The sequence below is a fragment of the Bacillus sp. FJAT-26390 genome (genome assembly GCF_001682865.1).
GTDB lineage: Bacteria > Bacillota > Bacilli > Paenibacillales > Paenibacillaceae > Pristimantibacillus.
Genome location: NZ_MAQX01000022.1, coordinates 292231 through 308329 on the forward strand (window position 1 = coordinate 292231; position 16099 = coordinate 308329).

Below are 16099 nucleotides of genomic sequence, written 5' to 3' on the forward strand. Positions count from 1 at the left end.
GGAATGGATCTGCAAAAAGAAACGTACACATTAGAACCGTGATTATTTCGCATAATTACTCAGGAGGCGTGAGAAATGACCAAGCTTTTGTCCAACTATGTAAACCGTGACTTAAGTTGGATCGAGTTCAACCGAAGAGTTCTTCAAGAGGCCCAGGATCTCAGCAATCCTTTGCTGGAGCGAGCTAAGTTTTTGGCGATTGTATCCAGCAATTTGGACGAATTCATGAGCGTGCGGGTTGCAGGCATACAAATGCAGATGAGAGCAGGTTTATCGAAAACCGATTTTACCGGCTACACGCCGTCGGGCCTATGGAAAAGATTGATTAAGCGAGCTACGCAAATGGTTCATGATCAATACCGTACTTACAGAGAAGTATTTCGCAGCTTAAGCCGCGAAGGGATTTTTATCCGTTCGATCGATGAGCTGAATGCAACGCAAACGAAGGCGGTCTCGGATTATTTTCACGAAATTGTATTTCCTGTGCTTACGCCGATGGCTGTTGATCAGAGCAGGCCTTTCCCGCTCGTACATACGAAAGAGCTTTATTTAGCTGTGCTGCTGAGGCGAGAGGATGATCCTTCTGAGGAGGAGCCGCTCTTTGCTATCGTGCAGGTACCATCCATTTTGCCGAGGTTCGTTCCCGTTCCGGGAAGAATTAACAGCAAAAAGACGGAGTTTGTCCTGCTTGAGGATTTAATCGAGCAATTCATTGATACGTTATTCAATGGTTATATTCCGTTTTCCGTCAACCCGTTCAGGCTGACTCGCGATGCCGATATTACGCTGAATGAGGAGGATGCAGAGGATCTGCTAGAGGAGATCGAGAAGGAGCTGCGCCGCCGTCGTTGGGGCATACCGGTTAGGCTTGAGGTGGCGAAGGGCATGCATCCCTATGCGCTCGACATGCTTACGGAAGAGCTGGAAATTGAAGATAATTTATTCGAAATTGACGGTCCGCTTGATTTGAGCTTCCTGATGAAGTTCGCAGGCGCCGTACCAGGCAATGATAATTTGCGATATGAGAAGCTGGAGCCTGTCTATCCAAGGGAATTTGATGATACGGACGATATGTTCGAGGTTATCCGTCAACGCGATGTGTTGATGTATCACCCATACGAGTCGTTTGACGCCGTTAATGATTTTGTCATGCAGGCAGCTTATGATCCGGATGTGCTTGCGATCAAAATGACGCTGTACCGCGTCAGCGGCCAATCTGCGCTTGTCCAAGCGCTTGCCAAGGCTGGCGAAGCAGGCAAGCAGGTAACGGTCGTCGTGGAGCTTAAGGCGAGGTTTGACGAGGAAAGAAACATCGCATGGGCACGCCAGCTGGAGAAAGCAGGCTGTCATGTTGTTTATGGATTAGTCGGTTTAAAGACACATGCCAAAATTTTACTCGTCGTCCGTCGTGAGCAAGGCACGCTTCGGCGTTATGTCCATGTCGGAACGGGCAACTACAATGACAGTACGGCTACCTTGTATACGGATATTGGACTATTTACTTCCCATCCCATTATTGGCGGGGACGCATCGGCGCTGTTCAACGAAGTAACCGGCTATTCAACGCCATATGAGTGGAAGGCTTTTGGCGTTGCGCCTTCGGATTTGAAGGAAAAGCTGTACCGGCTAATTGACCGGGAAAGAGCGAATGCAATTGAGGGAAAACCGGCGCGCATTATCGCGAAGATGAATTCGCTATCGAACCAAGAAATGATCGACAAGCTGTATGATGCCTCACAAGCCGGCGTGAAAATTGTGCTTATCGTTAGGGGAGTTTGCTGCTTGCGGCCGGGCGTGCCAGGACGCAGTGAAAATATTCAAGTGATCAGCATCGTTGACCGCTTCCTTGAGCACGCCAGAATCATGTATTTTTACAATGGCGGGGAAGAGGAAGTTTACTTATCGAGCGCGGACTGGATGACTCGCAACTTAACGCGGCGGATCGAGCTGATATGCCCTGTATTTGATGCGACGCTTAGGCAAATTTTAATCAAGATGCTCGAGCTTAATATCAATGATAATGTGAAGGCTCGCGAGCTGCAGTCGAACGGTACTTATGAACACATTTCCAGTGAAAATAAGCAGCCGTTCCGCAGTCAATTTGAGGCGAAGGTTATATCGTTGTGGAAGGGGCATGCATAGCTGTATAGTCGAGGATCGGCGATACATTCCACAGCTTCTTGAATTCGGAGCTTAGCTCCTCGACCTCGCGGCGCTCGACAGCGAGCGTTCCGCGCGGTTGAATGGGCCGCAGCAGCAGCTGGTTGCCTGATAGTTGTACGTTCAGCTGTGCGATCGCCTGCGTCTCCGTTCGATCGAGCGCCGCTGACAGCTGAAGCAGTGAACCAAGCTTATAGATAACCTCGAGGTCGCTCTCGTTAAGCAGCTCCCTGTATTCGGATATGTGCTGGCGAGCTCGGCCTTTGCTTTTATATGAAGCGATAGCAGCTGTCATAATAATTTCCCGGTGGGTAAGCCCGTTTAGCTGGGAATTGATGATGAGATAAAACGAGTGTCTCGCATATTCGTAATAATCGATGGAAGCGCCGATGCGAAACAGCTGAGATGCTGTATCGAGCAGCACCCGCGTTTGAGGCGGCAAAGGGTGTACATAATTCAGCACATCGAAGAGCTCAAGCGCTATCCGGTTAACCTGCAGCACATGCTGCTTCGGCGCTGCCGGATGCAGGGCGCTCAAATTTCTTAGGCTGAATTTCAGTACATCATCCTGCTTCGGGTGATTCGGAAAACGAGTCGCGTGGAACAAGCCATCGCGCAGGCCGGCACCGCATATTCGGTAATATGCCGATTTTGTTGCCCGGAACAAAACACGCAAAATAGCAACGCCAGGCACTACGACGTCGGCGCGGTCTTTGGACAAGCCTGGCAGCTTGCGCCTCTTATCAAGCGGCAGCTTGCGCATTTGATGGAACAGCTCATCGACCTGCTCATGTGTCGCGGGATAGTTATGCGTTTGCGGAAATGGGTATTTATAAGCAGCCTGATGCATTTTGCCGAGCGCGCGAACGGTACCGCCTACTCCTACAAGCGGGAGCCCTGGCGTTTCGCCGATCCAAGGCTCGTTCCGAATGGCATCCGTCACGAGTGATTCTAACGCTCGTAAATCATCGTCCTGCAGCAATCCTTTCCCGCAAAAGCGCTTGTTAAGGCTTACACAGCCAAACGGAAAGGAAACCGAGCGAACGAGCGCGCGGTTGCGGAACAAAGAGAGCTCGGTGCTTCCGCCGCCGATATCGATTAAAAACCCGTCCCGTATATTAAGCGAGTTGATCATGCCGAGAAAACCGTAGGACGCTTCATCTTCGCCGGATAACAATTCGATGGTTAAGCCGGTTTCTGCTTTTATGCGATGCAGAATTGCTGCACGGTTTTTGGCATTCCGAATAGCAGCCGTGGCGACCGCGCGAATATTGCTTGTATGATTATGTGTGCAAATCATGGTAAAATGGGTCAGTGTGTCGATTAGCTCCTCAATTGCTGTCCCCGGCAGTTCGCCGTTTTCATCAATTCGTTCGCTTAGCCTAGCTGGCCGTTTACTGCTATCAGCCACTCGATGAGCACCATTTGCAGTCCTCTCGTATACGACGAGCCGGACGGAGTTGGAGCCTATGTCAATAATTCCGATGCGTTGTTCAGTCATGTAGCGCCTCCAATGCGGCAAATTTTGCTCAGAAAGTTCTCTTTGTGACATTTTACCACTATATTCGTTTCTGTAAAAATAGTTTATGCTGCGGCTAAAAATAGAACGAATAGGGAAAAATGCAGCTGGAGCATATGACGCAAAGCAGGAAAAGCCTAATCGAAAAAATTATTAATGATGTCGATAAATCATTTTTATGTCTCTATTTGTTCACTTCACTGTCAAAATCATTTATGATTAAAGGTGATGGTACAAATAACGAACCTTTTTTATTGTTAACAAAGATATCCAAGTTAAAGGAGAGAGAACGATGACAGCAACTAAAGGCTTGGAAGGAATTGTCGCCGCGGCGTCGTCCATCAGCTCGATTATTGATGGCGTACTGACATACCGTGGAATCGATATTGACGATCTTGCAGAAAACGCTACTTTTGAAGAGGTCGCATACTTGCTATGGTACGGTAAATTACCTAATCGTTCCGAGCTTGATGGTCTGCAAAAGCAGCTCGATCAATATGCAGCAGTTCCACAAGGCGTACTTGATCAAATTAAACTATATCCAAAAGACACGAACTCGATGGCTGCACTGCGCACAGCAGTATCAAGCCTAGCATTGTACGATAGCTCCGCTAACGATATGACTCCTGAAGCGAATCAATTGAAAGCAATCAAATTGCAGGCTCAGCTGCCTACGATTATTGCTGCTTTTGCGCGTATTCGTCAAGGCAAAGAACCGGTAGCGCCTAAGCAAGGCGTATCAATCGCTTATAATTTCTTGTACATGCTTACTGGGAACGAGCCTGCTGAAGTAGCTGTTAAGGCACTTGATCAAGCGCTTGTTCTTCATGCTGACCACGAATTGAACGCTTCGACGTTTGCTGCGCGTGTTACTGTAGCAACATTGTCGGACATTTATTCGGGCGTAACTTCCGCGATCGGCGCTTTGAAAGGCCCGCTTCACGGCGGCGCCAATGAAGCGGTTATGGTGATGCTGGAAGAAATCGGTTCGGCAGCTAACGTTGAGAGCTATATTAACAACGCGCTTGCGAACAAAGTTAAAATTATGGGCTTCGGCCACCGCGTTTACAAAAACGGCGATCCGCGCGCGAAGCATTTGCAAAAAATGTCACGCGAGCTCGGCAAGCTGACAGGCAATATGGAGCTTTACGAAATGTCTGTCAAAATCGAAGAATTGGTAACTGGGCAAAAGGGCTTGAAGCCAAACGTTGACTTCTACTCCGCATCCGTATACACGACGCTTGAAATCCCACGCGACCTGTTTACACCAATCTTTGCGATCAGCCGTGTATCTGGGTGGAGCGCGCATATCCTTGAGCAATATCAAGATAACCGCTTGATTCGTCCGCGTGCGGACTATGTAGGGCCAGTTAACGCGAAGTACATTCCAATCGAGCAGCGTTAATCGTTCATTTAAGATACAATGGTTAAGGAGGACGAATGCGAACGGGCTGTCGTTCTCCGCGACCAGTGTGATATAAAACTAATACATACCTGCAACTGGCAGGTACCATTCCAAGGAGGATTTCATTCATGGCACAGTTCGAAAAATTCGCGCTTCCAACAGAAGGCGAGCAAATCACAATTGATAACGGCGTACTACAGGTACCTAATAACCCAATCATTCCTTTCATCGAAGGCGACGGCACAGGCCGCGACATCTGGAAAGCTTCGAAGCGCGCGCTTGATGCAGCGGTAGAAAAAGCTTACAACGGCGAGAAAAAAATCGCTTGGTACGAAGTATTTGCCGGCGAAAAAGCATTCAACGAATACGGCGAGTGGTTGCCTGCTGATACACTAACAGCAATCCGTGAATATATCGTAGCCATTAAAGGTCCTTTGACGACGCCTATCGGCGGCGGTATCCGTTCTTTGAACGTTGCCCTTCGTCAAGAGCTTGATCTTTACACTTGCCTGCGTCCAGTACGTTACTTCACTGGCGTTCCTTCCCCAGTAAAACGTCCTGAGCTGGTTGACATGGTTATTTTCCGTGAAAACACGGAGGACATCTACGCGGGCATCGAGTACCAAGAAGGTTCCGCAGAAGTGAAAAAAGTAATCGAGTTCCTTCAAAAAGAAATGGGAGCTAACAAAATCCGCTTCCCTGAAACTTCCGGTATCGGCATCAAGCCAGTATCCAAAGAAGGCTCGCAACGTCTTGTTCGCGCAGCGATCGAGTATGCGATCAAACACGGCAAAAAATCCGTTACGCTTGTACACAAAGGCAACATCATGAAATATACAGAAGGCGCGTTCAAAAACTGGGGCTACGAAGTGGCTGAGCAAGAATTCGCTAACGAGACTTTCACATGGGGCGAATACGACCGCATTAAAGAAGCTCAAGGCACTGACGCTGCTAACCAAGCACAAAAAGATGCAGAAGCTGCAGGCAAGCTAATCGTTAAAGACGCTATTGCAGACATCGCTTTGCAACAAGTGCTTACACGTCCAACTGACTTCGATGTTATCGCAACATTGAACTTGAACGGCGACTACCTGTCCGATGCACTAGCTGCACAAGTTGGCGGTATCGGTATCGCTCCAGGCGCTAACATCAACTACTTGACTGGTCATGCAATCTTCGAAGCTACACACGGCACAGCTCCTAAATACGCTGACCTTGACGTAGTAAACCCAGGTTCCGTAATCCTTTCCGGCGTAATGCTTCTTGAGCACCTAGGCTGGCAAGAAGCGGCTGACCTTATCTATAAAGGTATGGAAGCTTCGATCAACAACAAAACCGTAACTTATGACTTCGCTCGCTTGATGGAAGGCGCAACAGAAGTTAAATGTTCCGCTTTCGCAGACGAAATCATCAAAAACATGTAGTTTGATCTTCCGCTGAATAAGGGAACCGTTTGATCCCCATAATCTTTGTATGGCTTGCTTTTTCTTTATGTGTTGGTCTTGGTGGTATCGCGTCCCTCAGGTCTTGCAATCGTATCCCGCAGGTCTTGGTATCGCATCCCTCAGGTCTTGGAATCGCGTCCCGCAGGTCTTGGTATCGTGTCCCTCAGGTCTCGGAATCGCGTCCCGCAGGGACAGATTCCCCTCCACGCACAATCGTAAAGCGTGTCCAGCAGGGACGAAAGCGATCCATGCTCCAAAGCAGCGCAAACGCACCGGTCTTTCTCCTACGTTAGTCCAATTAGCGGGTGTCCAGAGGGCGCAGCGCCTTGGGGTCCTCCCTTGGAAGGGAGGATTTAGGAGGGTTCGATAACGCACTTTGGAGTTTTGGCTCCCTTAAAAAAAGGGGGTCAAAGGGGTCTCCCCTTTAAAATAAGCAATGATACGGGAGGAATTACAAGATGGCTATTAAGCGTAAAAAGATTACCGTCGTAGGAGCTGGCTTCACAGGCGCTACTACGGCATTAATGCTTGCTCAAAAAGAACTTGGCGATGTTGTTCTTGTTGATATCGCGCCGCTTGAAAACCCAACAAAAGGTAAAGCGCTTGATATGCTTGAAGCAACTCCGGTACTTGGAGTAGACGCTAACATCATCGGTACTTCCAACTATGAAGATGCAAAGGATTCCGATGTTGTCATCATCACAGCGGGTATCGCCCGTAAACCGGGCATGAGCCGTGACGACCTTGTCAGCACTAACGCTGGCATCGTGAAATCCGTATGCGAAAACATCAAAGCGACGAGCCCTAACGCTTATGTCATCATCCTGAGCAACCCGGTTGACGCTATGACTTACGCGGCATTCCAAACGCTTGGTTTCCCAAAAAACCGCGTAATCGGCCAATCCGGCGTTCTTGATACGGCTCGCTACTGCACATTTATTGCGCAAGAGCTTAACGTATCGGTTGAAGACGTTCGCGGCTTCGTGCTTGGCGGACATGGCGACGATATGGTTCCGCTCGTTCGTTATTCGAACGTTGGCGGCATTCCAATCGAGAAGCTTATCTCTGCTGAACGAATTGAAGCAATCGTACAGCGCGCTCGCGTTGGCGGCGGCGAAATCGTAAACTTGCTTGGCAACGGCAGCGCTTATTATGCGCCTGCAGCTTCGCTTGTTCAAATGACTGAAGCGATCCTGAAAGACAAAAAACGGATCATACCGGTTATCGCTTTGCTTGAAGGCGAGTACGGCTATGAAAACCTGTTTATGGGCGTTCCAACAATCATTGGCGGCGACGGCATCGAGAAAGTGCTTGAGCTTGATCTGACAGCCGAAGAGAAAGCTGCGCTTGATAAATCCGCTCAATCCGTTCGCAGCGTTATTCAAATCGTAACAGGCGAATAAGCGGGCTTGCTCGCTGTTTATAAATGAATGCGTTTGGGAGGACCCTGACAGAATGCTGCCAGGGTCCTCTTGTTTATTTTTACAGAGGAGGGATGAACAGTGATCGAACAAGCGAGGCAAGCTTTAAAACGAGTATACGGCTATGACTCCTTCCGCAAGGGACAAGAGGATATAATAGGGGGCATATTGAACGGACGAGATACGCTGGCTATTTTGCCGACAGGCGGAGGTAAATCGATCTGTTATCAAATTCCTTCGATGCTGCTGCCGGGAACGTCGCTTGTTATATCCCCGCTCATATCGCTCATGAAGGATCAGGTGGATGCGCTAAGGCGTGTCGGGGTATCTGCAGCGTTTCTAAACAGCTCGCTCGGAGCGGCGGAATACCGGGATGTGATGCGAAGCGCGATGCAGGGCGAATATAAGCTGCTTTACGTAGCGCCTGAGCGGCTTGATGCGCCGATGTTCCAGTCGCTATCCGAGCAGCTGCAGATCCCTCTTATCGCCATAGACGAGGCCCACTGCGTATCTCAATGGGGACATGACTTTAGGCCAAGCTACCGGCAGCTAGCAGGATGGATTGCGAGAATGAAGGATCGGCCGCTTGTGGCTGCTTTTACGGCTACGGCAACCAACGAGGTTGCGCTCGATATTTCAGAAATGCTCAAGCTTCGTGATCCGAGCGTTTTCGTAACCGGTTTTGCTAGGCCGAACCTATCGCTCTCCGTCGTAACGGGCGTAGACAAGAAAAAATTTCTTGAGAGTTATGTAGCGGAGCGCAAGGAGCAATCGGGCATTATTTATGCGGCTACAAGAAAAGAAGTCGAGAATGTATATGAGCAGCTTACGAGCAGAGGCATACAAGCCGGGAAATACCACGGAGGTCTCTCCGATGTAGAGCGTGCCGATACGCAAGAGAAGTTTAGGTTTGATGATATTCGCGTCATGGTCGCGACGAACGCTTTTGGCATGGGAATCGATAAACCGAACGTCCGCTACGTGCTGCACTGGCAAATGACCAGCGATATTGAATCGTACTACCAAGAGGCGGGCCGCGCGGGACGGGACGGAGAGGAAAGTGAATGTATTCTCCTGTTCGAGCCAGCCGATATGCAGGTTCAACGCTTCCTGATTGAGCAAGGCACCGGGGATACGGACCGCAAGTCGATTCAGCTCTCCAAGCTGCATACGATGATGAATTACAGCCGAACGCAGCGCTGCTTGCAGCAGTTTATCGTCGATTATTTTGGCGAGACCGGCGTAGAGGCATGCGGCAAATGCAGCAGCTGCCTGGATAAGAGCGAGCCGGTTAACCGGACGGAGGAGGCGAAGATGGCGCTCTCCTGTGTCGGGCGAATGAAAGGCCGCTTCGGCGTTACGATGGCAGCGAAGGTGCTCAAAGGCTCGCGCGACAAACGATTGCTTGAATTCGGGCTTGACCGCTTGTCGACCTACGGACTGATGCGCCATTTGCCGGAGAAGGAAATCGCGGATTGGCTTTATTGGCTCGTCTCGGAAGGTTACTTAAAGCTAAGCGACGGGCAATATCCAGTCGTATCGTTAACCGCCAATGCCCTGCCGGTCTTAGAAGGCCGCGAACCGATTATGCAAAGAGTACGTGCGACTGTCCGGCAAACGGCATCTGCCGATTACGCGAATGCTTCTCCGCTATTCGATGCGCTTAAGCAGTGGCGCAAAGAGAAAGCAGCGGTGGAAGGCGTGCCGCCGTTCATGCTGTTTTTTGACGCGACGCTTCGAGAAATTGCCAACGTACAGCCGCAAACGGTGGATCAGCTGTTAGGGGTGAAAGGGATTGGATCCGCGAAAGCGGAGAAATACGGCGAAGGCTTGCTTGCCGTCATTCATTCGTTTGGCGGCGAGGGGCAGCCGGCCGCAAACGTTGCGGCAGCATCCAAGGAGACTGCCGCTTCCGGTAAACGGTCATCAAGCGACGAGGAGCCTAGTTATTTGACTACGCTTGCCCGGTTTCAAGCAGGCTTGGAGCCAGATGAGATTGCCAAGGAGCGAGGGCTGAGCAAGGTAACGGTAGAGGGGCATTTAATTCGCTGCGCCGACGAGGGAGAAGAGATTGATTGGAGCCGCATTATTCCTGCCGAATACGAGCAGCTGATCGTAGAAGCGATCGGAGAGCTTGGGAATGAAAAGCTGCGGCCAATTAAAGACGCATTGCCTGAGGACGTGACTTATTTCGCCATTCATGGGGTTATGAGTAAATATGGATTTAAAGCTTAAACCGGCTCGGAACAGCTTGTCAGACAGCACAAATGGCAAAGTGTGAAAACTTCGGGAACGAATCGCCATGAAATCAGCAAAAAAGGCTATAAATCAACGGATTGATAGCGTGATCATTTGAAAAAAATCTCGTTTCTGATAAACTATTTGTTAGATACGATTTTGGCAATAGCGGGTCGTTGATTACGCTGTACCAAAACAGGAGGAGTTAATCATGTTTAAAGTAATGTTGTTTTTGCATGTGTTAGGAGCAGTTGGGATGGGATTCTATATCGTGCTTCCGATCATGGTTGGAAGAGCATCCAAGCTTGCTGGAGTCGGACAAGGCGGCCTTGCGGACGGTTTGCTGTCAGCTAATCGCATTGCCCAGTATTTCCTTGTTTTGCAGCTGCTAACTGGCGGTTACTTGATGTCGCAGGCTGATTACAGCGTAGCATGGATGGTTATTATTATCGTGCTTTTCCTTGGCATTGCCGCACTTGGCGGGATCATTTCCAAACCGCTTAAGCTCGTCGTTGCTTCGATTCAAGACGGGAAAAGCGCAACCGCACATATTAACAAAGCACGCGTTATGAGCATCATCGTTTTGGTGCTGTATATCGCTATTATCTACTTCATGAAGTTTCCGATGCTTCAAGGCTAATCGTAAATACTTAGATTATAAAACGCTGTAGGGGGATTGCAACGTGCATGAATCATCGCCGCAAATTGTAACGTTTGGCGAATCAATGGCTCTATTTATGCCACAGGAGCATAAGTCAATCGAACGCGCTGCGACGCTTGAACAAAGCTTCGGCGGAGCGGAAAGCAATGTCGCAATTGGACTTGCCCGTCTTGGCACGTCCGTAGGCTGGTTTGGAGCACTTGGCGACGATCCATTCGGCAAAATCATTTTGAAAACGCTGCGCGGTGAAGGTGTAGACGTGTCCCGTGCCCAGCTTAGCGCCGAGGCGCCGACGGGCATGATGTTCCGCGAGCATGTTGCGGGCCGGCTGGCCGTCCATTATTTCCGGAAGCATTCGGCCGCAAGCCGCATGCTTCCGGAGCAGCTTGACGAAAACTATATCCGCGGAGCAAAGCTGCTTCATGTCACCGGCATTACCGCAGCGCTCAGCGAGGATTGCCGCAGGACGCTGCGCCGCGCAGTCGATATCGCCAAAGACGCGGGCGTGCTCGTCAGCTTTGATCCGAATTTGCGCCTAAAGCTGTGGTCCATTGAGGAAGCGCGCGAGACGCTTCTGCCGCTTGCTGCGGATGCGGATTATTTTTTGCCGGGCTGGGATGAGCTTAAGCTATTGTATAACACGGATGACTATGAGTATGTCAAAGGCGAGCTGAATAAATTGAAGGCAGTCTCGATCATCAAAGGCAGAGGCGATACGACAGTTGTATTAAATAACGGCCAAGAGGAAAGCCTGCCATTTTATCCTGCTGAACAGGTTGTGGATACGGTAGGCGCGGGAGATGGCTTCTGTGCGGGCTTCTTAGCTGGCATTATGAAGGGACTAACCCCTGTTGAAGCGGTGCGCCTTGCCAGCATCAATGGATCGTTAGTCGTACAAATGCGTGGAGACTGGGAAGCGCTGCCGGAGTGGGATGTCGTCCAGCAGCGGATGTCCGCTAAAGCTTGGGTGGAGCGCTGACAATGGCTGATGTGAACGGTTCCAAGGGGCAGCGCCGCCGGGAGGCTGTACTGCTGCTGCTGAAGCAGCAGGGACGAGTGACGATAGCGGAGATGGTTGAACGTTTCGGCTGCTCTGAAGCGACAGCGCGTCGTGATTTGGAGCAAATGGAGACGGAATTTCCCGTTATCCGAACGATTGGCGGAGCGATGTACGACGGAATGAATTCCGTGCGGGATCTGCCTTTTGCCGAGAAGGAAGGATTGTCGATTTTGGAGAAGGAGCGGATCGCCGAGCTGGCTGCTTCCTTAATCTACGAAGGCGACGTCATCGCGCTCTCCGGGGGCACAACGAACTTCTTGATCGCGAAGATTTTAAAATCCCGCAAGGGCATAACGGTCGTAACCAATGCGGTTAACATTGCGATGGAGCTGGCGGGAAGCGACATTCAAGTCGTCGTAACCGGGGGCATTATGCGCCATAACAGTTTCGAGCTTTGCGGACCGCTAGGCGAGGGCATGGTATCCCATTTGCATATCGGCAAAATGTTCATCGGCGTTGACGGCATCTCTGCCGCCGGCGGCATTACGACCTACTCGGAGCAGGAAGCGCAAATCGCCAAAGCACTCATTAAGCGTTCGCAAGCGGCGTATGCCGTATTCGATCATACCAAAACAGGCCGTACCTCGCTGTTCTCCATCGCTTCTTTAACGGAGCTTCGCGGCGTCATTACCGACGTTCCGCTGACGGAGGAACTGGAAGCAGCGGTTGAGCAGCATGGCATTTCCGTGCATGTGACGGGCTAATACCGTGAATAAAGACGGAATGTTCTCCTTGCAGGACATTCCGTCTTTGCACAAAAAATCCCCTTAAGGTCAACCGACCTTAAGGGGATTTTTGCATTAGCCTTGGCTCGCTTCGTACACGGAGCGGCCTTGCACCCACGTCTGCCGTACGTTCAGCGATGCATCGGTCCATACAAGGTCGGCTTGCTTGCCGCTTGCAATGGAGCCGGTACGGTCGCTAATGCCGAGCTGCTTCGCTGCGTTGCCGCTCGCTAGCCTGCTGACCTCAGCAATCGTTAAGCTTGAGTTTTCAAGAATAAAGCGAACGGCGCCAATCATCGTCAAGCAGCTGCCTGCAAGCGCATTGCCTTCGCGCAAACGCGCTTCGCCGTCCTTCACGATAACGGCTAAGCCGCCTAGACTATATTCGCCGTCCGGCATGCCCGCTGCTGCCATCGCATCGGTAATGAGAATGACCTTGTCTTGCGGCTTCGCGGCAAGCACGAGGCGGATCGCCGCCGGATGCACATGAATGCCGTCCGCAATGAGCTCCGCAGCAATGCGATCATCGGTTAAAACGGCGCCTAGCGTTCCGGGCTCGCGATGATGAAGGCCGCGCATCGCGTTAAACGTATGAACAGCCTGCGACAGGCCGACATTGGCGGCGGCGATGACTTCATCGTAAACGGCATCGGTATGTCCGCATGCCGTATTGATGCCTTGCTCAGCAAGCCAAGTAATCGTCTCGATTGCGCCGTTTTTCTCTGGCGCCAGCGTGAGCTGGCGGATGAGGTCTGGCCACTCTGAATGCCACTGCTTCATCCACTCTAGCTGCGGATCTTTAATAAAGATCGGGTTTTGCGCACCAGGCCATTTTTCACTAATGAAGGGGCCTTCCAAATGAACGCCGTACAAAGCGGCATAAGGCATTTCTTCGCTGCGGTACTTCGCTACTGCCTGCAAGACATTCTCGATTGCGTCCTTCGCAGCAGTCATCGTTGTAGCCAGCATGCCCGTTGTCCCTTGAGAGGCGTGAAACTTAGTAATCGTGTCAAAGCTTTCACGGCTGGCATCCATGAAATCAGCGCCAAAACCGCCGTGGACGTGAACGTCAATGAAGCCTGGCAGCAGCCAGCCGCCTTGACCATCTATAGAAGGAAGCTCTTTCGTCACGGCTCCTGCTGCTTCGTTGTCGTCCTCCGAAATGACCTGGGCTATTTTACCATCTTGAACGACAACACTTCCGGTAACGACTCGGTTCTCCAGTACGATATTCACATTATGAATGAGCCAGTTAGCAGAGCTTACTGTCATTTAATCCAACATCCTTCCTGCCTCGCGATCGAGCAGAACGATTACGCGCGCATGTGTTTGCAGCAATGAGGCTGGAACGCTGGTGGTGATCGGACCAGTCAATGCTTCTTTAACAATACTTGCTTTGTCCGCACCGCGGACGGCGAGTACGATTGTGTTCGCCTTCAAAATCGAGCCAACGCCCATTGTAATCGCATATTTAGGCACTTCGTCCATAGAAGCGAAGAAACGTGCATTCGCCTCAAGGGTTTCTTGCTTCAGCTTCACTGCGTGAGTGCCGCCTGATAGGTTGACATCGGGCTCGTTAAAGCCGATATGACCGTTGTGGCCAAGACCAAGCAGCTGGATATCAACCGGCTGCGCTTCAAGCATAGCATCGTAACGAGCGGTTTCCGCATCAAGATTCTCAGCCATGCCGTTAGGCAAATGGGTTTGAGCTGACGGGATATCGATATGCGAGAATAAATGCTTGTTCATATAGTAAGCGTAGCTTTGGTCGTTTTCAGCCGTCAGGCCAACGTACTCGTCCAGATTGAACGTCGTAACATCCTTGAAGCTAACCTTTTTTTGATTGTATGACTCTACTATTTTGTCATAAATTCCGATAGGTGTCGATCCTGTTGCCAGCCCAAGCACTGCGCTTGGTTTCTCGTTTACGGTGTTAATAAAAAGCCCTGCTGCATAAGCGTCCAATTCCTGCTGTGTATCAAATTTAATAATTTCCATTTGTGTGCCTCCTTGGTGGATTCGTTACTTTTATTTTATATGAGTTCCGACGGATTAACAATATAAAATGATTGTAAAAATCAATTTAATGATTGTAAAAATCATAAATATGAAGGAAGACGTTTCATGTCATGGCTATGCGGGTAGAAGTTAGAACTAGTGCCTTCCTTATTATGTCACACTGATTGGAGGAACTATTCTATTCTGCGGCTTATGTGTCAATGTCGTGGAGCTAGGAGCGTGAATGAGAAAATTATGCTATGCTAGTAGGTAGTCGTTTTTGCGGGATTGAGTATGAACAAAGCAGCATATTAACATTAGAAGATAGAGAAGCGAAAATTGCGCTGCGCCGCCATAAAAGGCGTTAGCCGTTCGCGCTTGGGAGGAACAAGCATGACAGTAGATCAGCAAGCAGCAACCGCAAAGCGCAAGGGGGAGCATATACGCATTTGCCTGCAGGAGCAAGTAAACAGCGTTGGCATACAAACGGGGTTGGAGCAATACCGCTTTAAGCATAATGCGCTGCCTGAGGTTTCCTTCAGCGAGGTAAGGCTGGATACGGAATGGTTTGGCAAAAAGCTCGGTGCTCCGCTGCTCGTCAGCTCCATGACGGGAGGAACGGATGAAGCAGGTGCGATTAATCGCCGCTTGGCTGTGGTTGCAGAGGCAAGAGGCTGGGCAATCGGCCTTGGCTCGATGCGCGCCGCTATTGAAAATGAGCAGCTTGCGGCCTCTTTCTCCATCCGTAAGGATGCGCCTACCGTGCCTGTTATCGCCAATATTGGCGCGGTTCAGCTTAATTATGGGTTTGGCGTGGACTCCTGCCGCAAAGCGGTCGATATTGCGGAGGCGGACGCGCTCGTTCTGCATCTAAACAGCATGCAGGAGGTGTTCCAGCCGGAGGGGGATACGGATTTCCGCAATTTGCTGCAGTCGATCGAACAGGTTTGCAAATACTTGCAGGTGCCGGTTGGCATTAAAGAGGTCGGATGGGGAATCGATGCCGATACGGCGGAAGCGCTTGCCGGTGTCGGAGTTGCCTTCATTGATGCGGCTGGAGCTGGCGGCACTTCCTGGAGCCAGGTAGAAAAGTTTCGCTCGCAAGACGAGATGAGAAGGCAGGCAGCAGAGGCTTTCGCAGATTGGGGAATACCAACGGCAGAGAGCATCATAGAAATTCGCGATCGGCTGCCGCATGCGAATATCATTGCAAGCGGCGGCCTTCGAACCGGCGTTGATGCAGCAAAGGCTATCGCGCTGGGAGCTAACCTAGCGGGCTTTGGACGAGTGCTTCTGCCGCAAGCCGCTAACGGCACCAATCAAGTATCGCAAGAGCAGCTGCTTCAGCAATTTGAGCGGATCGAATTTGAACTGCGGACGGCGATGTTCGGCATCGGAGCAGGATCAATTCAAGCGCTGCGTCAAACGAATAGACTGGTTCTTAAATAAAGCGAAAAAGGGTTGTCT

Annotated in this window: 12 protein-coding genes; 9 read left to right on the forward strand and 3 right to left on the reverse strand. The window is 50.6% G+C overall.

What is annotated here, in order from left to right; all coding sequences use genetic code 11:
• The first annotated feature begins 75 nt into the window (after positions 1-75).
• Positions 76-2142, forward strand: coding sequence for a polyphosphate kinase 1 (gene ppk1, locus A7975_RS18520; RefSeq protein WP_053374726.1), 2067 nt, complete (start codon positions 76-78; stop codon positions 2140-2142).
• On the opposite strand, the gene A7975_RS18525 is transcribed toward ppk1, so the two are convergent.
• Positions 2114-3661, reverse strand: a complete 1548-nt coding sequence (locus A7975_RS18525) for a Ppx/GppA phosphatase family protein (RefSeq protein WP_053374727.1) — start codon at positions 3659-3661, stop codon at positions 2114-2116. The genes ppk1 and A7975_RS18525 overlap by 29 nt on opposite strands.
• Positions 3662-3971: 310 nt before the next feature.
• Between A7975_RS18525 and citZ the strand changes: the two genes are divergently transcribed.
• From citZ to A7975_RS18560, 7 genes are all read left to right on the forward strand, one after another.
• Positions 3972-5084 carry a citrate synthase gene (gene citZ, locus A7975_RS18530; protein ID WP_053374728.1) on the forward strand — a complete coding sequence of 371 codons (1113 nt, stop codon included), beginning with the start codon at positions 3972-3974 and terminating at the stop codon, positions 5082-5084.
• A 128-nt stretch (positions 5085-5212) separates the two neighbouring features.
• The gene (icd, locus tag A7975_RS18535; RefSeq protein WP_053374729.1) at positions 5213-6508 is read left to right on the forward strand and encodes an NADP-dependent isocitrate dehydrogenase; all 1296 of its coding nucleotides are present in this window, start codon (positions 5213-5215) and stop codon (positions 6506-6508) included.
• A gap of 479 nt (positions 6509-6987) precedes the next feature.
• Positions 6988-7932, forward strand: a complete 945-nt coding sequence (mdh, locus tag A7975_RS18540; protein WP_053374731.1) for a malate dehydrogenase — start codon at positions 6988-6990, stop codon at positions 7930-7932.
• Between the two features lie 99 nt (positions 7933-8031).
• Complete coding sequence (recQ, locus tag A7975_RS18545) at positions 8032-10185, forward strand: DNA helicase RecQ (RefSeq protein ID WP_065386088.1); 2154 nt, start codon at positions 8032-8034, stop codon at positions 10183-10185.
• A 214-nt stretch (positions 10186-10399) separates the two neighbouring features.
• Positions 10400-10828: a hypothetical protein gene (locus A7975_RS18550; protein ID WP_053374733.1), complete on the forward strand. Its 429-nt coding sequence runs from the start codon at positions 10400-10402 to the stop codon at positions 10826-10828.
• A gap of 43 nt (positions 10829-10871) precedes the next feature.
• A complete protein-coding gene (locus A7975_RS18555) occupies positions 10872-11828 on the forward strand; it encodes a sugar kinase (RefSeq protein ID WP_065386089.1) in 957 nt (318 codons plus the stop codon).
• Between the two features lie 2 nt (positions 11829-11830).
• On the forward strand, positions 11831-12613 hold the full coding sequence (locus A7975_RS18560; protein WP_065386090.1) for a DeoR/GlpR family DNA-binding transcription regulator: 783 nt from the start codon (positions 11831-11833) through the stop codon (positions 12611-12613).
• A gap of 96 nt (positions 12614-12709) precedes the next feature.
• Here A7975_RS18560 and nagA read toward each other — a convergent pair whose 3' ends face one another.
• A complete protein-coding gene (gene nagA, locus A7975_RS18565) occupies positions 12710-13906 on the reverse strand; it encodes an N-acetylglucosamine-6-phosphate deacetylase (protein WP_065386091.1) in 1197 nt (398 codons plus the stop codon).
• A complete protein-coding gene (gene nagB, locus A7975_RS18570) occupies positions 13907-14632 on the reverse strand; it encodes a glucosamine-6-phosphate deaminase (RefSeq protein ID WP_065386092.1) in 726 nt (241 codons plus the stop codon).
• A 393-nt stretch (positions 14633-15025) separates the two neighbouring features.
• Here nagB and fni point away from each other — a divergent pair, with 393 nt between their 5' ends.
• The gene (gene fni, locus A7975_RS18575; protein WP_053374738.1) at positions 15026-16081 is read left to right on the forward strand and encodes a type 2 isopentenyl-diphosphate Delta-isomerase; all 1056 of its coding nucleotides are present in this window, start codon (positions 15026-15028) and stop codon (positions 16079-16081) included.
• Positions 16082-16099: the final 18 nt, after the last annotated feature.